At 58.3% G+C, this 22105-nt stretch carries 17 protein-coding genes and 2 pseudogenes; 12 read left to right on the top strand and 7 right to left on the bottom strand.

Annotation, left to right across the window (positions count from 1 at the left end; all coding sequences use genetic code 11):
- Positions 1 to 85 precede the first annotated feature (85 nt).
- The 3 genes and pseudogenes from infA (at position 86) to M9920_14270 (ending at position 2230) form a co-directional block, all read left to right on the top strand.
- Positions 86 to 301: a translation initiation factor IF-1 gene (gene infA / locus M9920_14280; protein ID MCO5053450.1), complete on the top strand. Its 216-nt coding sequence runs from the start codon at positions 86 to 88 to the stop codon at positions 299 to 301.
- Between the two features lie 7 nt (positions 302 to 308).
- A complete protein-coding gene (locus M9920_14275; GenBank protein ID MCO5053449.1) occupies positions 309 to 1727 on the top strand; it encodes a nitronate monooxygenase in 1419 nt (472 codons plus the stop codon).
- A 96-nt stretch (positions 1728 to 1823) separates the two neighbouring features.
- Positions 1824 to 2230, top strand: a pseudogene (locus M9920_14270) (type I restriction enzyme HsdR N-terminal domain-containing protein).
- An 84-nt stretch (positions 2231 to 2314) separates the two neighbouring features.
- On the opposite strand, the gene rnk reads toward M9920_14270, so the two are convergent.
- Both rnk and M9920_14260 read right to left on the bottom strand, forming a co-directional pair.
- Positions 2315 to 2719: a nucleoside diphosphate kinase regulator gene (rnk, locus tag M9920_14265; GenBank protein MCO5053448.1), complete on the bottom strand. Its 405-nt coding sequence runs from the start codon at positions 2717 to 2719 to the stop codon at positions 2315 to 2317.
- A gap of 60 nt (positions 2720 to 2779) precedes the next feature.
- Positions 2780 to 5074, bottom strand: coding sequence for a cation:proton antiporter (locus M9920_14260; protein ID MCO5053447.1), 2295 nt, complete (start codon positions 5072 to 5074; stop codon positions 2780 to 2782).
- 689 nt (positions 5075 to 5763) lie between these two features.
- On the opposite strand from M9920_14260, the gene M9920_14255 reads away from it, so the two are divergent.
- The 4 genes from M9920_14255 to M9920_14240 are packed head-to-tail and all read left to right on the top strand — an operon-like array spanning position 5764 to position 12295.
- Positions 5764 to 6447: a TetR/AcrR family transcriptional regulator gene (locus M9920_14255; protein MCO5053446.1), complete on the top strand. Its 684-nt coding sequence runs from the start codon at positions 5764 to 5766 to the stop codon at positions 6445 to 6447.
- Between the two features lie 45 nt (positions 6448 to 6492).
- Complete coding sequence (locus M9920_14250) at positions 6493 to 7698, top strand: efflux RND transporter periplasmic adaptor subunit (GenBank protein MCO5053445.1); 1206 nt, start codon at positions 6493 to 6495, stop codon at positions 7696 to 7698.
- Positions 7699 to 7710: 12 nt separating this feature from the next.
- Positions 7711 to 10872: an efflux RND transporter permease subunit gene (locus M9920_14245; protein ID MCO5053444.1), complete on the top strand. Its 3162-nt coding sequence runs from the start codon at positions 7711 to 7713 to the stop codon at positions 10870 to 10872.
- Positions 10865 to 12295, top strand: a complete 1431-nt coding sequence (locus M9920_14240; GenBank protein ID MCO5053443.1) for an efflux transporter outer membrane subunit — start codon at positions 10865 to 10867, stop codon at positions 12293 to 12295. Before M9920_14245 ends, M9920_14240 begins: the two co-directional genes overlap by 8 nt.
- Positions 12296 to 12321: 26 nt before the next feature.
- Here the strand turns inward: M9920_14240 and M9920_14235 are convergent, their stop codons facing one another.
- The 3 genes from M9920_14235 to M9920_14225 are packed head-to-tail and all read right to left on the bottom strand — an operon-like array spanning position 12322 to position 16391.
- Entirely contained in the window at positions 12322 to 13965 is a 1644-nt protein-coding gene (locus M9920_14235) for a Na/Pi symporter (protein ID MCO5053442.1), read from the bottom strand.
- A gap of 18 nt (positions 13966 to 13983) precedes the next feature.
- A complete protein-coding gene (locus M9920_14230) occupies positions 13984 to 14691 on the bottom strand; it encodes a nucleoside monophosphate kinase (protein ID MCO5053441.1) in 708 nt (235 codons plus the stop codon).
- Between the two features lie 23 nt (positions 14692 to 14714).
- Complete coding sequence (locus M9920_14225; protein ID MCO5053440.1) at positions 14715 to 16391, bottom strand: ribulokinase; 1677 nt, start codon at positions 16389 to 16391, stop codon at positions 14715 to 14717.
- Positions 16392 to 16821: 430 nt separating this feature from the next.
- Here M9920_14225 and rpsP point away from each other — a divergent pair, with 430 nt between their 5' ends.
- From rpsP to rplS, 4 genes and pseudogenes are all read left to right on the top strand, one after another.
- Positions 16822 to 17070, top strand: a complete 249-nt coding sequence (gene rpsP / locus M9920_14220; GenBank protein MCO5053439.1) for a 30S ribosomal protein S16 — start codon at positions 16822 to 16824, stop codon at positions 17068 to 17070.
- 81 nt (positions 17071 to 17151) lie between these two features.
- Positions 17152 to 17400 carry a KH domain-containing protein gene (locus tag M9920_14215; GenBank protein MCO5053438.1) on the top strand — a complete coding sequence of 83 codons (249 nt, stop codon included), beginning with the start codon at positions 17152 to 17154 and terminating at the stop codon, positions 17398 to 17400.
- A gap of 17 nt (positions 17401 to 17417) precedes the next feature.
- Entirely contained in the window at positions 17418 to 18107 is a 690-nt protein-coding gene (trmD, locus tag M9920_14210; GenBank protein ID MCO5053437.1) for a tRNA (guanosine(37)-N1)-methyltransferase TrmD, read from the top strand.
- A gap of 11 nt (positions 18108 to 18118) precedes the next feature.
- Positions 18119 to 18463, top strand: a pseudogene (rplS, locus tag M9920_14205) (50S ribosomal protein L19).
- 503 nt (positions 18464 to 18966) lie between these two features.
- On the opposite strand, the gene M9920_14200 reads toward rplS, so the two are convergent.
- Together M9920_14200 and M9920_14195 are read right to left on the bottom strand one after the other, a co-directional pair.
- Positions 18967 to 20301: a Gfo/Idh/MocA family oxidoreductase gene (locus M9920_14200; protein MCO5053436.1), complete on the bottom strand. Its 1335-nt coding sequence runs from the start codon at positions 20299 to 20301 to the stop codon at positions 18967 to 18969.
- 370 nt (positions 20302 to 20671) lie between these two features.
- Complete coding sequence (locus M9920_14195) at positions 20672 to 21868, bottom strand: Gfo/Idh/MocA family oxidoreductase (GenBank protein MCO5053435.1); 1197 nt, start codon at positions 21866 to 21868, stop codon at positions 20672 to 20674.
- Between M9920_14195 and M9920_14190 the strand changes: the two genes are divergently transcribed.
- Complete coding sequence (locus M9920_14190; GenBank protein MCO5053434.1) at positions 21867 to 22025, top strand: hypothetical protein; 159 nt, start codon at positions 21867 to 21869, stop codon at positions 22023 to 22025. The genes M9920_14195 and M9920_14190 overlap by 2 nt on opposite strands.
- Positions 22026 to 22105 lie beyond the last annotated feature (80 nt).

The following is a 22105-nucleotide window of genomic DNA, read 5'->3' as shown; positions in this document are numbered from 1 at the left end:
CCAACTCGATTGGTTTGGTGGCAATTGCCGCCAACTCCTGCCAGGTTTTGCCCGGCAGTGGAATTTTCCACCCGCTGCTTAAGTCATGAAGGAAGAGCCGATCGAATTGGAAGGAAAGATTCACACCGTTCTGCCGGGGACCATGTTCCGGGTGGAATTGGATAACCAGCATCTCGTGCTGGCCACCATCTCCGGCAAGATGCGCAAGCGCTGGGTGCGGCTTACCGTCGGCGATCGGGTGAAGCTGCAAATGTCTCCCTATGATTTGACCAAGGCACGCATCGTTTGGCGGTTGAGATAAACGCAACATGACCACTCCCCAGATCATTCAAGGCGGAATGGGAGCAGCTGTTTCCAACTGGCGGCTGGCCCGGACCGTGTCCCAATTGGGGCAACTGGGAGTCGTTTCTGGAACGGCTCTCGCCGTGGTGCTCGCCCGGCGATTACAACTGGGCGATCCAGACGGAAAGATGCGCCACGCGTTGGACCACTTCCCGGTACCGGCCTTGGCGGCCCAGGTGCTGGCGGATTACTTTCAACCTCAAGGCAAGACTGATCAGACACGGTTCGCCGCGGTTCCCATGCCTCGAATGGACCCCGGACGCAAACTGGATGAGTTGACCATCGTGGCCAACTTCGTCGAAGTCTTCCTGGCCAAGGAAGGACATGCGGGCGTCGTCGGCCTGAACCTGTTGGAGAAAATCCAATTCCCCACCGTGGTCTCGCTGTATGGAGCAATGTTGGCGGGAGTGGACTACGTGCTGATGGGGGCGGGCATTCCGCGCACCATCCCCGGCGTGCTCGACCGGCTGGCGCGCGGCGAACCTGCCGAGATAGATATTGATGTGGTGGGAGCGCTGCCTGGCGAAAAATTCGTCAGCCGCTTCGATCCTCACGAATTTTTACATGGCGCGAATCCGCCATCTTTGAAGCGACCCCGGTTCTTCGGCATTGTGGCTTCGGCCACACTGGCGATCACCCTGGCTAAAAAGTCGAACGGCCGGGTGGACGGCTTCGTGGTGGAAGGCGAAACGGCCGGCGGCCACAACGCTCCGCCGCGCGGTCCACTGCACCTCAGCGCCGCCGGCGAACCCGTCTATGGCGAACGTGACGTGCCCGACCTCGCCAAAATTCGCGCGCTGGGATTACCCTTCTGGCTGGCCGGCTCATATGGTCGTCCGGGTAAATTGGCCGAAGCCTTGCAGCTCGGCGCGGCCGGCGTGCAGGTGGGAACGGCGTTCGCATTCTGCGACGAATCGGGCATCGCGCCGGAATTAAAACGGGAAGTCATTCGCCAGAGCCGAAACGGAACCGGCCGGGTCTTTACCGATCCCCTGGCCTCGCCCACCGGGTTTCCCTTCAAAGTGGTGCAGGTGGCAAATACGCTGAGCGAAGCCCCCGTTTATGAAAAACGGGTTCGCATCTGCGACTTGGGCTACCTGCGACATGCCTATCGCAAGCCGGACGGCACCGTGGGCTACCGTTGTCCGGCGGAGCCGATCGAAGATTACGTGCGTAAGGGTGGCGACATCAAAGACACCGTGGGTCGCAAATGCGTTTGCAATGGTTTGGTGGCCACGGTCGGCATGGGACAGAGCCGCAGCGAAGGGATTGAACCGGCGCTGCTGACTGCCGGCAACGACGTCGGCAACGTCGCGCAATTTGCCCGACCTGACAGCGACAGCTACACTGCGGCTGAAGTCATCCAAAAACTGCTCGGCGCTTGAGGCCACGGCACGCGGTGACGGCTCGTTACTCCAGATGCCAGCTTGGCGCGTCTCCACCATTGCCCCGTGCCTTGCGCTTCCGGTATAAATCAATTCATGCCGAGTCGTGATTCTCTGACCGAATTTACCACTTGGTGCGCTAACACCTCACAGGCGACGAAAAAGGGCAAAGCGCAAATCTTTCTCGATCGCTTGTTCGAGGCTTTCGGGCATCCGGGCGGCTTGAAGAAAGCGGGGCAACGCTCGAAATGCGCGTGGCCAAAGCTGATGCGGTTGTCACCAGCTTTGCCGATCGGATCTGGAAACCCGTCGTGCTAATTGAAATGAAGAAGCGCGGTGAAAATCTCCAGAAACATTATCGGCAGACCTTCGATTATTGGACGCGCCTGTTGCCGCATCGCCCGCGCTACGTGATGCTTTGCAACTTCGACGAGTTCCGCGTCTATGATTTCGATACCGATCTCGATACGCCCAAGGACACGCTCGCGCTGAAGGATTTGCCCGGCGTCACCGCAGAATGCCCGATTGCGTTTCGCCCGGAAACGGGTTTGGTCGCCAACCTTTAACTGGATTGGTTGGAGCGGAGATTACAGGTGGTAATCGCCGGCAGCTTCGGGTTGGTAGAGAATTTCTTCCACTTTCATGCGCACGGTGCCGCCGGGCACTTCCCATTGAAATTCGTCGCCGACCCGGTACCCCAGCATGGCGGTACCGATGGGCGCGACCACGGAAATGCGGCCCTGCTCGATGTTGGCCTGGTCGGGGAAGACAAGCGTGTAAACCAAATCCTCGTCCGTTTCCAAGTCGCGCAAGCGGGCTTTGGAATTCATGGTGATGACATCCGCCGGCACTTCCTTGGGAGCAACGACGCGCGCATTGGCCAATTCCGTCTCCAGTTTGCGGAGGTCGTCGCGGGTTTTCTTATTGCTTTCCACGAGGGGTTGCAACCGCCGCATGTCCGCATCCGTGATGTAAATGATTCGAGGATTCATAATTACGTTATTAATGATTTGTTGATGATTTGAAAATTAGCACAAGAAAAACCTGACCGATCAGTTGGCCAGCCAGAACGCCATTTCGTTGACGCGTTCCGGCGCGCCGAGCACCAGCAACTGGTCGCCGGGCTGCAACGCTTCAAACCGATTCGGGCTGAGCACCGGTTTTTGTTCCCGTTCGATGGCCACAATTTGAATACCGAAAAGAGTATTGAGCGCCAGTTCACCGAGTGATTTCCCAACGCGCCGCGAAGTCGCCGGCACGGCCAGTTGGGACAATCCAAGATCGGATAATTTCGGCGCGTCCGCTTGCTCCGCGGTGGGTTGTGTTTCCGCGCACAACCAATGCTCCGCCTGGCGCAAGTTTTCATCCTGACCGAGCAGCAACACTTTATCGTTGGGAAAAAGCATGACCTCCGCCGACGGGTTGGGGATGGTGATGCCCTGGCGTTCGATGCTGACAATGGTGCAGGAAAACGTCCGCCGCAACGGCAGCGTGGCAATGGATTTGCCCACCGCTTGGGAAACGTCGGGAATGATGCACTCCGCGAGATTCAGCCCCCAGCGATTCTCGGATTCTGACCACCCGGCCAGCACGGGCCTTCCATCGGTGAAAGGCGACTCGGCCAACTGATGACGCAACTCGATCTCAAACCGGCTGTGCAGTCGGATCAAGCGCCGCCCAAAAATACTGGTCAACGTGACCAAGACGACGAGCAACGCCACCCAGCCCCACCATGGAAACAGTCCGTAGGGCACGAGCGCAGAAAACCACAGCAGGAGCCCCACCGCCGCCGCCCCTTTCAGACTGCGTTCGAACAGCGGGCGCAACAACGCGCGCCGATCATGCCCCTGGGTTGCCGATTCGGCGCAGATCATCGCGACCGCATCCACGTTCCGCCACAACGCAATCAGCGGGGTCAGCAGGACGATTCCGAATCCGATGCTCCAAGCCACCGCCAGGCGGTTTGCCGCGCCCCAGTCCGTGCCCAGCCATTTGCCGGTGATTTTGTAAAGCGGCTGCGCGAAGATCAGCAGGCCGGAGCAGAAGAGAATCAACAAACCAATTTGCACCACGCGCGGGGCGATTAGTTTCCAAGTCAGGCTGGCGGCGCCGCGATGCTTCAAACTCTCAAACCAGTCGTGATAAAAGCCAATCCCTTCAGCCAAAAACCGAGGTTGCCGACGTTCCATCCAGGCGGCAAAACCGCCCGAGCGACGAATCAGCAACGGCGTGGTCAGCGATGTCAGCAAACAGACGCCGATACCAAGGGCGTAAAATGATTCGGGCACCAATTTCCCCTGAACGCCGGTCAGCGCAATGATCAGGGAGAATTCGCCGATTGGCGTGAGACAGAGCGCCGCGCGCGCGGCGTCGCGCATGGGCTGTCCGACCAGCAGCAAGGCGCCGGTGGCGGCCAGCGTGCGCCAGACCACGGCAATCACAAACACACCCAGCACCAGCAGCCAGACATCCGCCACCAGTTTGAAATCGAATAACATGCCAATCGCCACAAAAAAGACGGGCGCAAAAACGTCGCACAATCCGCCCAGCACATGGTTCACTTGTTCGCTGCGTCCGGTGGAAGAAACAATGGCTCCCAACAAAAACGCACCCAAAGCCGGCGAGAACCCGGCTTTCGCGGAGACCAAAGCCATCCCGAGTAACAACCCCACAATGGTCAGGGAACGGAGTTCCGAAGCCACGCCGAGGCTTAAACGTTTCAGCAAAGCGGGCACGAATAACAGCGCCGCCACAACCAGCAAAACGATGATGGCTTTCAGCCGCAGCACCGTGCCAAAGACCACGGCCGTGTCAGTTTCACCAACCTGAATGAGCGAGGACAGGACGGTCAACGTGACCACCGCCACCATGTCATCCAACGCCGTCACCGTAAGCGCCGTTTGACCAAACCGACTGTGAAGCGCGTTGGCATCGCGCAGGCTTTTACCCAATACCGCCGTGCTGGAAACCATCAACATCCCGGCGAGCACCAAACTGTGCGTGCTTGGCCAACCCAGCGCGGCGCCAAGCATCCGGCAGCCAACGAGGACCAGCGCCGCAATCAATAGCGTGGCCAGCACCAGTGGAATACCGACCTTGCGCAGGCGTTGCAGTTTGATGCCCTGGCCAATACTGAAAATCAGAAAGACCAACCCGATTTGCGCGAGTGATTGAATCCGGTCCGGACTACTCACCAGCGCGTAGGAGTGCGTGTGCGGGCCGATCAAAATCCCGGCGGTGATATAACCAATCACCACGGGCAGACCGATGCGCTGGCAAAACCAGGCCGCCGCGGCGGCCACCAGCATCACCAATCCCAAATCTTGAATGAAATCAATTCCCGACATCCGAATTTAGACGTAACTAACTCCCGACAATGGTTCCAGTTTGGTTGCCTCCTGAAAAGCGACTTTTTGAAATATGGTTCATAAATGCGGCAGTTGGTATTGGGTGATTGAGGGCGGGCGGACGTTCGACCTTCGCCTCATTGAGCAATCGCCCGTTGAGCGAAAGCGGCCAGCGAAGCGGGATCAGGACAACAGGGTGCGGCAAAGGCGACTGGAAGGCGCGACCGAATCGGTTCGTGACGCCGCCCCATCTCCACGCGGGAGCGACTCAGATTCTTTCGGGACTTGGTCACGAATGATCTGAGGCTACGCGCCACGCTTTGAATGATGTTGGCCTGCCGTCTCACTATCGCTTTTTCGTTAGGACGCTTTTGGATACTCGCACGTTAAATTTCCAACCATTCGGATTGGAACAATAACTCACTGCCACTCCATCCGCGGCCGTTGGTTCAAACGCTTGGGGTTTGGAATTTCGCGAGCCGGTTACGCGACAGTGTTCGTGCGGGAGCATAGAGGATCACACGAATAACGCAAGCAAAGGTGCGTGGGAACTTTTGTTCAGCGGCAGGAGCGGGATCGCCGACCACTGATTGCGCCGCGGCGGTGGCGTGTTTTCAGGCTGTGAAGAATAATTTCTTTGACGAGTAAGTTAGCGTTCACTAGCTTTTGGCCAGATGCGATCCCAACGCATGTCAGCCAAGGACCGAAAACGCGCCATTGTCCGCGCGGCCCTGCCTTTGTTTGCGAACAAAGGTTTTGCCGCGACGACGACACGGGAACTGGCGCACGCGGCAGAAGTCTCCGAGCCGTTGCTGTACCGGCACTTTCCCAGCAAGGAAGCGCTGTATGAGGCCATTCAGAATTTTTGCTGTCAGGGTAACGATCCCGTCGTCGAGCGCCTGTCCCGTCTTACACCTTCCACCGCCACGCTGGTGCAATTGGTCTATTACCAGATGCGCTCGCTCGTTTTACACAAACTGGTGAGCGAGGTCAAAGTGGACACACCGTTTCGGCTGATGTTGAACAGCCTGTTGGAGGATGGCGCGTTCGCGCGTCTGCTTTATCGCAACCGGGTCGCCTCTTTTTCTGCGCGCATGGAAAGTTGTCTGGAAGCCGCCATTGCGGCTGGTGACGCGGTGGACAGTCCGGCCTCGATTGAAAATCGCGTGCGCTTTGCGCATCACGTGGCGGCCTGGCTGGCCATCATGCACCTGCCGAAAAAGACGGCAATTGATTATCGCACTGCGCGGGAAGATTTGTTGAATCAAGCGCTCTGGTTCGCGTTGCGCGGCATGGGCCTGACCGACAAGGCCATCAGGACGCATTACGATCCGGCGAAATTGAAGCGCGCCTTCAAGAAAGAATGGCGTTAAGGAAAGCTCCTGCGCCGATCGCAGCTTCCCCAGTTTTTGTAAAACATGAAATCAAAGTTCACTATCCGATTGCCCGATGTTTACCGGCGCCTCCCCCGTGGCGCGGGTTGGTTGTTGCCCGCGTTGGTGTTGCTGGCTGGCTGCAACGACAAACCGGCCGCCACCCAGACCGCTCCACCACCCGAAGTGGAAGTTTTCACCGTCACGCGTCAAAACCTGGCGTTAACCAATACGCTGCCGGGCCGCATTGATCCGGTGCGAATCGCGCAGGTGCGCGCGCGAGTGGATGGCGTGGTGCTCGAACGAAAATTTAATCAAGGTTCGAACGTCAAGGCGGGCGAGTTGCTGTATCAAATTGATCCCGCCCCGTTCCAGGCGGTTCATGACAGCGCGCAAGCCAGTCTGACCAAGGCGGAAGCCAACTGGGTGCAGGCGCGGCAATTGGCCGAGCGCTATGAACCGTTGATGCGGATGAATGCCGTCAGCAAACAGGATTACGATAACGCCACGTCCGCCGCCGCGCAGGGCCAGGCTGAAGTCATGGCTGCCAAAGCCGCCTTGGAAACAGCAAAAATCAATCTGGGTTATTGCCAGGTGGTCGCGCCCATTTCCGGACGGATCGGACCGGCGCTGGTGACGGAGGGCGCGCTGGTCAGCCAGGCGGCGGCGAGCGAAATGGCGGTGATCCAGCAAATGGACCCCATCTATTTTGATTTCACCGAGTCCACCCGCAACGTGATGAAGTTGCGGCGCCAGTTGGACGCCGGTCAATTGCAAAGCCTGCCCTCGGGCGAGGCTCAGGTGACGTTGTTGCTGCCCGACGGAACGGTCTATCCACATGCGGGCAAATTATTATTCTCGGATATTTCCGTGGATGCGAGCAGCGGCATGATCACGCTGCGCGCTGAATTTCCCAATCCCGAAAACTGGCTGTTGCCCGGCATGTTTGTCATGGGGCAAATCGCGCAGGCGATGGCGCCGGAAACCATATTGGTGCCGCAGCGCGGCGTAACCGTTGGCGCGGACGGCCAGGCCAGCGTGTTGTTGCTGCAAAGCAACAACGTGGCGCAAACGCAACCGGTGCAGTTAGGGGAGGCGGTCGGCGGCAACTGGGTGATCAAAAGTGGCTTGCAGGCGGGCGACCGCGTGGTCGTGGCTGGATTGCAGAAGGCTCGTCCCGGTATGGAAGTTCATCCGCGTTCCGGCGGCTCGACCACCACGAACACCGTCGCGACTACGGCTGGAAAGTAAGGGAATCGCGTCATGTCAAAATTCTTCATTGACCGCCCAGTTTTTGCCTGGGTCGTTTCGATTCTCATCATGTTGGCGGGGATCATGGCGATCTCCAACCTCCCGGTGGCGCAATATCCAAACGTCGCGCCGCCCTCGATTTCCATCACGGCCACTTACGCGGGCGCTTCCGCGCAAACGGTGCAGGACACGGTGACTTCCGTGATCGAGCAGCGCATGAACGGCTTGGACCGCCTGCTCTACATGTCATCCAGCAGCAGCGGCAGCGGTCAGGCCACCGTGACGCTGTACTTTGAATCCGGCACGGACCCGGACATTGCCCAGGTGCAGGTGCAGAACAAACTGCAACTGGCCGTGCCCAGCCTGCCAATGACGGTGCAACAACAGGGCATCGTGGTCACCAAGTCCACGCGCAATTACCTGATGTTTTTTGCGTTGTCCTCCACGAACAATTCGATGAATTCCATCGAACTGGGCAACTTCATCGCCACCACGGTGCTCGATCCGATCAGCCGGGTTACTGGCGTGGGCGAAGCGAACCTCTTCGGTACCGAGTACGCCATGCGCATCTGGTTGAATCCCGAGAAGCTCCTCGAATTTCAACTGACGGCCAATGACGTCATCGCCGCGGTGCAGGCGCAAAACGCACAGGTGCCGGTTGGCCAGATCGGCATGTTGCCCGCAGTGAAGGGACAGGAAATCAACATCACGTTACAGGGACAAACCACGCTGACCACGCCTGAAGAGTTTGGCAATATTCTGCTCCGCGTGAATTCCGATGGCTCGCGGGTGCATCTGCGCGACGTGGCGCGGGTGGAACTGGCGGGCGCGGCTTACGTCACGCAGACCCGCGTGAACGGTCGTCCGGCGGCGGCGATTGGCATCCGGCTGGCGCCGGGAGCGAACGCCCTGGCCACGGCGGACGCGGTGCGGGAGCGCGTCAAACAACTCTCGGAATTTTTTCCACCCGGCATCAAAGTCACCTACCCGTACGACTCGACGGAATTCATTCAGGAATCCATCAAGGAGGTCGTGATCACTTTGCTTGAAGCCATCTTCCTGGTCTTTTTGATCATCTATTTCTTCCTGCAAAGCATCCGCACGGCCTTCATCGCCACCATCGTGATCCCGGTGGCGCTGCTCGGAACGTTCGCCATCATGTACGCGATGGGCTTTTCCATCAACGTGCTGACGATGTTCGGCATGGTGCTGGCCATCGGAATTCTGGTGGACGACGCCATCGTCGTGACCGAAAACGTCGAACGCATCATGAGCGAGGAGGGCTTGCCCGCACGCGAAGCCACGCGCAAAGCGATGGATCAAATCACCGGCGCGTTGATTGCCATCTCGCTGGTGTTGACGGCGGTCTTTATTCCAATGGCTTTCTTCGGCGGCTCGGTTGGAGCGATTTACCGGCAATTCTCGCTGACGCTGGTCGCGTCCATGGTTTTCTCCGTGTTTCTCGCGATGTCGCTGACACCCGCCTTGTGCGCCGCGTTGCTGAAATCGGTGCAGGCGGGCCACCACGTTGAGAAGCGGGGCTTCTGGGGTTGGTTCAACCGTAAATTCAATGCGGCCACCCATCGCTACGAAGGTCGCGTCGCCCGCATCTTAAGACGCGCGCCGCGTTATCTGCTGCTCTACGCCGGTATCGTCGCGGTCGTGGTCTGGCTGTTCTGGAAATTACCCTCGGCGTTTTTGCCTTCGGAAGATCAAGGGTATCTCATTACCAACGTGGTCCTGCCCGTCGGCGCCTCGACGGAACGCGCGCTGGCCGTGCTGGAAGAGATGGAGCAATTCTACCTCGCGCAACCAGAGGTCGAGGACATGATTGCGGTCGCGGGTTTCAGTTTCAGCGGTCAGGGCCAGAACGCGGGGATTTCCTGGGTGCGCCTGAAACCGTGGCGGGATCGCCCGGGCGCGGAACATTCGGTGCAATCACTCATCAACCGCGCTTTCGCCGTCTTCAGCAAGATTCCCGGTGCGATCATTTTCCCGCTCAATCCCCCTCCGATCCCGGAGTTGGGCGTCGCTTCCGGTTTCGATTTTGAATTGCAGGATCAGGCGGGACTTGGCCACGCCCGGTTGATGGAAGCCAAGGAGCAGTTGTTCGCGTTGGCGGCAAAGGACCCGCACATCACGCAGTTGCAAATGCAGGCGTTGGAAGACACCCCGCAACTCAAGGTGGACGTGGATCAAACCAAGGCCGAAGCCCTAGGCGTTTCACTGGCGGATTTGAACGCCACGCTGACCACGGCTTTCGGCTCCTATTACATCAACAACTTCGTCAACGGCAACCGCGTGCAACGTGTGATCGCGCAATTGGATGCGCCGTATCGGATGCTACCGCAGGACATGGGAGGCACCTACGTGCGCAGTCGAAATGGCACGATGGTACCGCTGGCGGAACTGGTTTCCACGCGGTGGATTTATGGTTCGCCGGCACTGCAACATTACAATGGGTTTCCGTCCCTGGAAATCATCGGTTCAGCGCCACCGGGCGTGAGCATTGGCCAAGCCATGGACGCCATGGAGCGGCTGGCGAAACAATTGCCGGAGGGCATCGGCTACGAATGGACGGGGCAATCCTTCGAGCAATTGCTCTCCTCCAAGCAAGCGCCCATGTTGCTGGTGCTTTCCATGTTGGTCGTATTCTTGGCGCTGGCGGCGCTGTACGAAAGCTGGTCCATTCCCTTCTCCGTCATGCTGGTAGTCCCGCTCGGCATTTTGGGCGCGCTGCTCGGTGCCGAGTTGCGCGGCCTACCGAACGACGTGTTTTTCAAAGTCGGCTTGCTGGTCATCATCGGGTTGTCCGCCAAGAACGCCATCCTCATTGTCGAATTCGCCAAGGACCTGGAAGCGGAAGGACATGATTTGGTCGAAGCAACGCTGCTGGCTTCGCGGCAACGGTTGCGCCCGATCCTGATGACTTCGCTCGCGTTTATTCTGGGAGTCTTGCCACTCGCGTTGAGCACGGGCGCCGGCGCGGCCAGCCGCCACGACATCGGCACGGGAGTCGTGGGCGGCATGATTACCGCGACCGTTCTGGCCATCTTTCTAGTGCCGGTATTCTACGTTGTGGTACGCCGAATTTTCCGACGCAGAAAGGCCGCGCCCACGCCGCCCCCGGCGGCAGCAGCGACGGCAGTGGAAGGAGACGATCATCATGAATAAATTGCTACTCGGTTTGGTAATGGTGGTCGGATTGGTGGGCTGCACCATGACGCCGCGGTACGAACGCCCGCAACCCACCGTCGCCGATGCTTGGCCGCAGCCCGGACTGGCGACCGGCAGTTCCAGCAACGAACTGGTGACGGCCGACATCGGCTGGCGGGATTTCTTTCGCGACGCTCAATTGCAGCGTTTGCTGGAAGTGGCCTTGACGAATAATTCCAATCTGCGGCTCGCCATGTTGAACGTGGCGGCGTATCAAGCGCGATATCGGATTCAACGCAACGAACTGATTCCGGTGGTGAATCTCAACGCCGGTGGTTCGCGCCAGCGCGCGGTCAACGGGTTTGCGGGCACCACGGGGCCGGTGACTTACAGTCAGTATTACGCCAATCTCGGAATGGCCAGTTACGAGTTGGATTTGTTCGGCCGCGTACGCAGTCTCAAAGGCGAGGCGTTGGAAAGATATTTCGCCGCTGAGGAAACACAGCGCAGCGCGCAGATCGCGTTGATCGCCGAAGTCAGCGGCGCGTATTTAACGCGACGCGAGCTGATGGAGCAACTCGCGGTGGCTCAGCAAACTCTGGCGGCCGTTCAGCGCGCTTACGATCTGACCAAGGCCAGCTACGACGTCGGCACGGTTTCCGAACTGGATTTCCGCATGACGGAGGCGCAGGTGGAAACCGCCCGCGCCAATATGGCCGGCTTCGAGCAGCAATTGGCGCAACAGGAAAATTACCTGGTCTTTTTGTTGAGCCAGCCGTTGCCCGCGGATTTGCCTCCCGCGGCGCCATTCGAGGAACAGCTCGGCTTTCCCAACGTGCCCGCCGGGTTGCCATCCGATTTGTTGCAGCGCCGTCCCGACATTCTGGCGGCGGAACACGAATTGAAGGCGGCCAACGCCGTCATCGGCGCGGCGCGCGCGGCGTTCTTCCCGACCATAACGCTCACCGGTTCGGCCGGTTTCTCCAGCACGGATTTGGAAAATCTGTTTGTGCCCGGATCGCGGGTGTGGAGTTTTGCGCCACAACTACAATGGCCGATTTTCGCCATCGGCACCATGCGAGCGGGTTTGGACGCGTCCAAAGTAAGCAAATTGATCGAGGTGCAGAATTATCAGCAAGCCATTCAAACCGCCTTCCGCGAAGTGGCCGACGCGCTGGCCGCGCAAAAGACGATCCAGACACAGCTCGCTGCCAATCAGGCGTTGGTCCAAGCCGAGCAACGCCGGTTTGAACTGGCTGATGCCCGTTTTCGTCACGGGGTGGACAGCTATCTGAATGTGTTGACCGCGCAACAGGCGCTTTATAGCGCGCAGCAAAATCTGATTCGCGCGCGCTACGCTCACGGGTTCAACCTGATCAATCTGTATCAAGCGCTGGGTGGCGGCTGGCAGGAATACACCCACACGGCGGCGGCGGAATAGCGGGGATCACCCAAGTTTGGTGTCGCTCAATCCACTTGGAACTTGTCCGGATCCTCAGCCGCCTCGTCGCTGTCATCCTGATTGCTGGCTTCGATGTTCAAATGATGCACGGTGCGCCAGATGTGGTAGCCGATGGTGTCCAGTTGTCGCAGACCATCAAGCGCGCGCAAGGCCTGATCGGATTCGATGACGCCGCGCGCGCTCTCTTCCAACAAGGTGGCGCGGCCGCGGCGACGCCGTTCGGCAAGAATTTGTGACGGGCGTTGCAATTGCTCATCAAAGCGAACCGAGGACTGACCTTGCTGCGCGGTTTGCGCCAGCGCCAACAGTTCCATCACCATCCGCTTGGATTCCTGCACTCTCGGTTCATCGCCGAACGTGTCGGGTTCAAAATCATCCTTCGCGGCCACTGCCAGGCGGAACAAATGATCCAGCGCATGGAAAATGGACGCGCGGGTGTTTTGATGATCGGCGGGGGTGGCGGAGAAGGTGATCAGGCCGAGGAAACGTCGGGTTTCCTGCAACGCAGTCAGAACGGTGGTCAATCGTTCCGCGTTGGGTCGGATGTTCTGCGTAATGGCGCGATCCAGGGTGGCGAGAATTTCAGTGAAAGCCTCCCGCAACGTGCGACGCACGGCTTCAATGGCCACTTCAGGCACTTCCACCAGCGAGGCGTCGAGATGTCGCGTCAAAATCGGACCGCGCTCAGGGATCAGCCGTTCCACAAAGGCGCTAAACGCCGACACTTTAGGGAGGAATAACAACCCGGCCAACAGCGTGAACCCGGAATGAAACGCCGCCAAAATCACCGCGCCGAATTGAAGGTTGAACTGAACTTCGATCCGGTGCGTCGCCCAGAGAAACAGCGGCGCGATGAGAAACGCCAGCAGCCCCGCCGCCAGACTGAATAAGATGTGGGCCAGTGCCGTGCGTTTGACGGATGCCGTGGCGCCAATCGCCACCAAAGCCGAGGTGGACGTGGTGCCGATGCTCGCGCCGATGACCAACGCCGTGCCCTGATCCAGATCAATCATGCCGGAATGAAAGGCGGTCAACGTCATCGCCACCGCCGTCGCCGAGGATTGCGTGAAGACGGTCAACACGATGCCGGCGCCCACCAACAAAGCTCGGGCGAGGATCGTTCCCCGTGGCAGGTCCGCCGGTGAAAAGGAGGTTGAGAGCGGAATTAAACCGGTCTGCAAGATGTCAATGCCCATGAACATCACTCCAAAACCGGCCAACGCCAAAGCGACGCCGGCTTTGCGACCGCGCATCACCAGCCGCAATACCGCGCCCAACCCCACCAACGGAAACGCCAGTTTTCCAATTCCAAATTTCAAGCCGGCCAACGCCACCAACCAACCCGTGCTGGTCGTGCCCAGACTCGCGCCGAGGATGATTCCAATGGATTGCGAGAAGGTGAGAATGCCCGCGCTGACGAAACCAATGGTGGCGAGCGTCGTCGCACTGGACGATTGCGCCAGCACGGTGATTCCGGCACCGGAGATGAACGCCGCCAGCGGTTTGGCGGTAAAGCGAACCAGAACGCGCCGCAGCGCATCGCCCGCGGCCGTTTTCAATCCGTCGGTGATGAGAAAGACGCCCAGCAGAAACAATCCGCCCCCGCCAAGCAGTTGCGAAATCAAAGTAATCTGTTGCTGAAGCTCCACGCCCGAATGAAAAGTCGCTTAATTTCCAGCGCGCCTGGTTTTAGATGCGCCACCCTCGCGGAGGGAATCCAACCGCTCGCTGAGTTGGGCCGCCAGTTCAATGCTGCCCGAAGCCTCCGGCGCTTCCCAACAACAATCGGGATAATCACGCTTGAACCGTCGGATCACCGGCTGCGTTTCGCGGCGATAGGTGGCGAACCGGCGCCGGATCGTCGCGGGTTGATCGTCCGCACGCACCTCGAGTTTGCCGCCACAACCGTCACACGTTCCCACTTTCGCCGGCGGATTCATTTGCAAATTGTAAAGCCGACCACACTCCGGGCAGACGCGGCGGCCGGCGATGCGTTTCAGCGCGGTCGCAAGTTTCAACGTGAGGATTCCCACGAGACAAAGGTTGAGGCGCTGCGTTTCCAGCAGTTCAAAAAATACTTCCGCCTGTCCCAAGTGACGCGGGAATCCATCAAACAGAACCCAGCCTGTTTTGACTTTTTTCAAGCGCGCTTGAATCACCGTCTTGACGACGTCGGTGGAGACGAGCTTACCCGCGGCTTTGTCACGCTTGATGCGTTTGCCGATGGCGGTCCGCAATCGAATTTCGCGCTCCAGCAGATTCCCGGTTTCGATCACCGTCAGCGGCTGTTTCACGTTGAGCGCGCGAACGATGGTCGTCTTCCCGCTTCCGGGCGGGCCGAACAACACCACGGCGCATTTCGATCTGATTCGCACGTTCCTGGTGGGGGCGGCGGCGCTCATTTCCGGATGCGGTTCCGGGTTGCCAACAACCGTTTCATCACGTCGTGGAGATTGCCATTCCAGCCCTTCGTTCCGAAGGCATCGTGCAACTTTTTGTAGAGGGCGTAGAGTTCGCGATAGGTTGCGCGCGCCGCCGCGCGTGGTTTGAAGACGCGCGGTTTGAGGCCGGTCATCGCGCGTTGGGCGGATTCACAATTCACATACGCACCCGCCACCACCGCGCCGGCAATCGCCGAACCCAGCGCACAGGTCTGCGCCGAGCGCGAGACTTTCATCGGACGTCCGGTCACATCCGCGTAGATTTGCATGACCACCGGGTTCTTTTCCGCGATGCCGCCGCAGTTGATGATTTGCCTCACCTTTACGCCGTATTCCTCGAAGCGATTGATGATCGTCAGCGCGCCGAAAGCCGTCGCTTCAATGAGCGCGCGATAAATCTCCGCCGGCGTCGTGTAAAGCGTTTGCCCCAGCAGCAGTCCGGTCAGGCGTTGATCCACCAGCACGGTGCGATTGCCGTTGTTCCAATCGAGCGCCAGCAAACCGGATTCACCGGGGAGCAATCTGGCGGCGGCTTTGGTGAGTTCTTCATGTGAACCCATTTTTTTGCCGCCGGGTTGAAGGTAATTCACGAACCAGTTGAAGATGTCGCCCACTGCGGACTGACCGGCTTCGAGGCCATGATAACCGGGCAGAATGCTGCCGTTGACAATCCCGCAAAGTCCAGGCACGTCGGCGAGCCGTTGCCCGGTTGGCACTACCATCATGTCGCAGGTGCTCGTGCCGATGATTTTCACCAAGGCCCCCGGAGCGATGCCCGAGCCGACCGCGCCCAAATGCGCGTCCAGCGCCCCGACGGCAACCGGAATGCCGGCCGGCAATCCGGTACGGTGCGCCCAAGCCGCAGTCAACTGGCCGGCGGCTTGAGCAATCGTACCCGCACGGGTGGGCAGTCGGGAACGCAACCGCCCCAGCTTGGGATCAAGTTGTGCCAGGAAGTTTGCGTCAGGATATCCACCCCAATCCGCGTTAAACATCGCCTTGTGTCCAGCCGCACAAACCCCAATCGTCAGTCGGTCCGGAGCTTCGGTGCCGGTCAGCATCGCGGGCACCCAGTCGGCACATTCCACCCAACTGGCAGCGGCATCGAATACCTTGGGCGCGGTACGGCGGCAATGCAGAATTTTACTGAAGAACCATTCGCTGGAATAAATACCGCCGCACTTGGCGAGATATTGGGGCCGTCGCTTGCGGGCGAGTTCCGTAATTTCAGCAGCCTCGGCAATGCTGGTATGGTCTTTCCACAGCCACGCCAGGGCCGCTGGATTTTTGGCAAAGCGAGACTGGAGCGCGAGCGGACGCCCTTGCGCGTCAACCGGGAGCGGCGTGCTGCCGGTGGTGTCCACGCCGATGCCGATGATCTGTTCAGGCTGGAAACCGCGCACCATTTTCTTGGCGCTTTGCACCACCTGTCGGAGCGTGATGGCGGCGCCCTTGATGTAATCTGCCGGGTGTTGGCGGGCGAGATTCGGATCGTGCGCGAGGATGACTCCGTCCGTGCCGTGCTCGTATCCCCAAATGGCGGAGGCGACCTCCTGGCCGTTGGCCACATTGACGATGAGAGCGCGAACCGAGTTCGTGCCGTAGTCCAGTCCGATGGAGTATTGTTCGCTCATAAAATTCCCAGACGAGTGAAGCAAAGTCGGAGCATCTTACAAGTCTGGAGCGCAACTTCAAACGCTCATTCCGGCGCGGTCAGAGCGGATCAAGGCACGTCGTGCAAGCGATAAAACCCGTTCGTGAATTCCAATCCGCCGGTCCATTTAATCGGACTGGAAACCGTTTTCCCCTGAACCAGTGCGGGGCATTCTATTTCGGAACGACGAGTACCGGATGAGGACTGCGCCGCATCACGCCTTCGGTGGTCGAGCCGAGCAGTTTCCTTTTCAATCCCGCCCGCCTGCGAAGCTTTGGTTTGGTGACAAAATTGCCCCAAATGAGTGCTTGCAAGCCGGTCTTTAAGTGTCTAGTCTTTGCGCTCCCATTTTGGGAACCGCCTCGTAATGGCAAGACCAAATCGGCTGAGGCAACAAACGAGATAAATTTATGGCAGTTAGAATCCGCATGAAACGCATCGGGTGCAAAAACAACCCGGTGTACCGCATTGTCGTGGCCGACAGCCGCAGTCCGCGCGATGGTAAGTTTTTGGAAGAAATCGGCACGTACCAACCCCAAACCAAGGGGAACAACGTGAAACTCGACTTGGACCGCACCAAATATTGGATCGGCAAGGGCGCGCAACCGAGCGACACCGTCGCCAGCTTCATCAAGAAAGCGGAACGAGCCGCGGCCTAAACTCCGTCGCCCGACCGCGTCGCGCATGATTTCGACAGCGGAGATTTCACGGGTTCACGTTCAGACTCAAAAGCAAAGCGGATGCAAGCGTTCCTCGAATATATTGTGAAGGGGCTGGTGGATAACCCAAGCGCGGTCACCATCACGCCGCAGGAACGCAGCGGACAAACGGTTTATGAACTGCGGTTGGACGCGCAGGATGTGGGCAAGGTGATCGGACGTCAGGGACAAACGATCAATGCGATTCGATCGTTGCTGACGGCAGGCAGCGCGAAGAAAGGAATCCGCTGCGCCTTGGAAATTGTCGAGGCCGATCCGCCCCGGCGCTGACCGGTAGCTGCCCGAGCATGATCATAGACGTGCTCACCCTCTTCCCGGCAATGTTCGCCGGGCCGTTGGATGAAAGCATCATCAAACGCGCGCGGCAGGCGGGCTTGTTGGAATTGCGGTTGCACCAGTTGCGCGATTGGGCCAAAGACCGGCACAAGACGGTGGATGATCGTCCGTTTGGCGGAGGGCCGGGCATGTTGTTGAAACCGGAGCCGATTTTCGCAGCGGTGGAAAGTCTGCGACGCGAAAACACGCGTGTGATTTTGATGTCGCCAGCCGGACGCAAATTTGACCAAACGGTCGCCGCACAACTGGCGGAACAATCGCATTTGTTGATGGTGACGGGGCACTACGAAGGTTTTGACGAGCGGATTCGCGAAGCCTTGGCGGACGATGAAATCTCCATCGGGGATTACGTGCTGACGAATGGCGCACTACCCGCGATGGTTGTAGTGGACGCGGTGACGCGATTGCTACCGGGAGTGTTGGGACATGCGGCCAGCGCCACGGAAGAGTCGTTCAGCGACGGTGGATTGGAATATCCGCAATGGACGCGTCCGGTGGAATTTCACGGGATGAGAGTTCCCGAGGTGCTGGTTTCAGGCAACCACGCCGAAATCGCCAAATGGCGGTCGGCACAGGCGCAGAAACGTACGGAGCAACGACGACCAGATTTGGTTCGCCAGCGTGAGCGAACGACAAAATAGAAAGATTATTTATGAACCAGGTATTGTTGGACAAAATTCATTCGGAACAATTTCGTAAGAACAGCGTCGCGTTTGGCGTGGGCGATACGGTCAAGGTACACACCAAAGTCGTCGAAGGTGACAAGGAGCGCATTCAGGTGTTCTCCGGCGTGGTCATCGGCAAACGCGGTCGCGGCTTGAACGAAACCTTCACCGTCCGCCGCATCAGCTACGGCGAAGGTGTGGAACGCATCTTTCCCCTGCACTCGCCGCGCGTGGATAAAATCACGGTGGAACGTCACGGTGCGGTGCGCCGGGCCAAGTTGACCTATCTGCGTCATCGCTTGGGCAAAGGCGCCACCCTGGTGAAGGAGAAAACCGCCAAGGTCAGCACCGTGGCGACCAAACCCCAAGCCGCTGCCGCTGCCGCTCCGGCCAAGGGCGATGACTTGACGGAAATCGAGGGCGTCGGACCGAAAATTGCCGCCGCGTTGAACGAGGCGGGCATCCACACTTTTGCGGAAGTTGCCGGCACGTCAGTTGATCGCTTGAAGGAAATTTTGGCAACAGGAGGAGAACACTTGAAGCAATGGGACCCTGCCACATGGCCGGAACAGGCGGCACTGGCGGCCAAAGGGGATTTGGAAGCGTTCAAGAAACTCAAAGAAGAACTTAAAGGTGGACGCCGCGTCTGACCCTCATTCCATTTTTTCAACCAGGCGAGGCTCCGGCCTCGCCTTTTGATTTTTCCAGGCTCAACCATCCCTGCCGCCACGAGCGTCACCCGTGATTTCAGTCAACGGACATCGCTCCGACCCAGTGTCGGCAGGCGGAAGGTCTCCATTACGATCTTCCCATGTTTTGCAATACCTGACGCGGCTCAGCCCAGGTTCCAGGGCGCGCGATACGGGCGGGTTAACAACTTGCTGGCTTCAGCGTCACCGATGATTTGCTCTTTCCGCACGTCCCAGCGGATCTTTCTGCCCACCAACATCGCAATCAGGCCCAAGTGGCCGGGCGTGGCGGAATGGTGCGCCGTTTCCACGGGCGTAATGGTCGGCTGTCGGGATTTCACGCAATCCAGGAAGTTGCCAATGTGATCACGCGATTCGTAGAGCTTCACTTTTCGCAAAGCATCTGGCAAACGCCGTGATTCTTCCCATTGCTTGTTTGAAGCCTCGAGTGAATTCCCGCGATCCACCCAGACCCAGCCGTCCGTGCCGATCCATTTCGTGCCGGACCGAATATCCGGATGTCCTCCAGCAATGATCATCTCGATGTCGTTCGGATACTTGGCGGTAAGCCGATATTTGGTGCAGGTGTTCCACACGGCGTCCTTGGGCGGAAACTCGCCGTAGCCTTCAATTTCCGACGGGCCGCTCCGATCACAATCCATGCCCCAATGCGCGATGTCACAATGATGACCAATCCAATCCAGCAGTTGTCCGCCGCCCGTGTTGTAATTCCAACGCCAATTATTATGCACCCGCGCTTCGATGTACGGCAGCTTCAAGGAAGGACCACTCCAGAAATCATAATCCAACTCGGGCGGCGGCGGCGTGATTCCCATTTTGTTTTTGTTATCGGCAAAATTCCCATATCCGGAAGGCAATCCCACTTCGACGCGCTTGATTTTCCCAATCAGCCCGTTGCGCACAATCTCGGCGGCGTATTGGAAATGTTGCTCCGACCGTTGCCACGAACCAGTCTGCCAAATGCGCTGATTCTCCTGCACCGCTTTGACGATGGCCTGCTGTTCGGCAATCGTCCGAGCCAGCGGTTTTTCGCCGTAAATATCCTTGCCTTGGCTGGCAGCTTCGACGGCCACCAGTGCGTGCCAGTGATCCGGCGTCGCAATCATCACGGCGTCAATATCGGGCCGGGCCAGCAGTTCTCGATAGTCGTGGTAACCTTTGCAGTCCTGGTTTTTGTAATGTGCGTTAACCGTATTGATGGCGTCCTGCAAATGCTTTTGATCCACATCACAAACGGCAACTACCTGACAATTGCCGTGATTCAAAAACCCGCCCATGTTGCCACGGCCCATTCCACCGCAACCGATCATCGCCACGGAAATTCGCCCCGACGGTGCGGGACGTGGTTTGGGCGTGGCTGCATATCCCGTCAGGATGCTGGGACCAGCCACTGCCGCAAGTGTGGTGGTCGCCAAAAATTGTCGTCGGTTGATCATCGTCATTTTACTGGGAACTCGCATGGCCCTATGAAATAGTTGCAACTGAGTGGCTTGACAATCAGAAAGCAAATTTTGTTAAAAGGAAAAAATCCTTCCACGTGCCTGTGTGGAGATCTCCAACGCAGGCCCAAGTAGAACAAATTAACCGACGTTATTAAGCCACAGGAAACAGCCCTACCTCAGGCGGCTGGAGTGATGCCTTTCGCAAAGCCCTGGCCATTGGCGGTCAGAATCCGTCCGCAAACGAGCAAAAAATCGTTCGTAGTCACTCAATCAGTCACATCCCCGCAACAATGGCTGCAGCCTTTTCGAAGCAGTTCAAACTGGCTGGCTCACCGACCGAACTTGTGTTCACAGTGAGAGTGAATTCTTCCGCCAACTCGGCAGAAACTTACACTCCCGCCAATTTCCAAGGGCTGCGATAGGGGCGCGTAAGCAACTTGCTGGCTTCAGCGTCACCGATGATTTGTTCTTTCCGCACGTCCCAGCGGATCTTTCTGCCCACCAACATCGCAATCAGGCCCAGGTGGCCGGGCGTGGCGGAATGGTGCGCCGTTTCCACGGGCGTAATGGTGGGCTGCCGGGATTTCACGCAATCCAAGAAGTTGCCAATGTGATCGCGCGATTCGTACAACTTGACCTTACGCAATGAATCGGGCAATCGCCGCGACTCCTCCCATTGCTTGTTTGATGCCTCGAGTGAATTCCCGCGATCCACCCAGACCCAACCGTCCGTGCCGATCCATTTCGTGCCGGACCGAATATCCGGATGTCCTCCAGCAATGATCATCTCGATGTCGTTCGGATACTTGGCGGTCAGCCGATACTTGGTGCAGGTGTTCCACACAGCGTCCTTGGACGGAAACTCGCCGTAACCTTCAATCTCAGAAGGTCCGCTCCGATCGCAATCCATGCCCCAATGCGCGATATCGCAATGATGGCCAATCCAATCCAGCAGTTGTCCGCCGCCGGTATTGTAGTTCCAGCGCCAGTTTTTGTGGACCCGTGCTTCGATGTACGGCAGCTTCAAGGAAGGACCACTCCAGAAATCGTAATCCAATTCGGGCGGTGGCTGGCTGATATTCACCTTGTCCTTGGTCTTCGCAAAATCGGAATGTCCCGAGGGCAGCCCCACCTCGACGCGCTTGATTTTCCCAATCAGCCCGTTGCGCACAATCTCGGCGGCGTATTGGAAATGTTGCTCGGAGCGCTGCCACGAACCAGTCTGCCAAATGCGCTGATTTTTCTGCACCGCTTTGACGATGGCCTGCTGTTCGGCAATTGTCCGAGCCAGCGGTTTTTCGCCGTAAATATCCTTGCCTTGGCTGGCAGCTTCGACGGCCACCAGTGCGTGCCAGTGATCCGGCGTCGCAATCATCACGGCGTCAATATCGGGTCGGGCCAGCAGTTCTCGATAGTCGTGGTAACCTTTACAGTCTTGGTTTTTGTAATGCGCGTTAACCGTATTGATGGCGTCCTGCAAATGCTTTTGATCCAGATCGGAAACCGCCACCACCTGACAATTGGAATGGTTCAGGAAGCCGCCCATGTTACTGCCGCCCTGCCAGCCCACGCCAATCATGGCCATGGAAATTCGGCCTGAGGGAGCGGGGCGCGGCTTGGTGGTGGCCGCGCAGCCGGTCAAAAGCCCGGGGCCGGCGGCCGCCGCGAGCGCAGTGGTCGCCAAAAATTGTCGTCGGTTTATCATCGTTGTTTTATTGGGAGAACGCATGGGTATGAAATAATTAGAAACCGTGGGTTTGACAACCAGAAACCGAAGTTTGTTAAAACTATTTTATGAACAAGGCAGAAGTCATTGCGGCAG

Source organism: Verrucomicrobiia bacterium, assembly GCA_023953615.1.
Classification (GTDB): Bacteria; Verrucomicrobiota; Verrucomicrobiia; order Limisphaerales; family JADLHS01; genus JADLHS01.
This window is presented reverse-complemented; position numbering and strand designations above follow the sequence as displayed.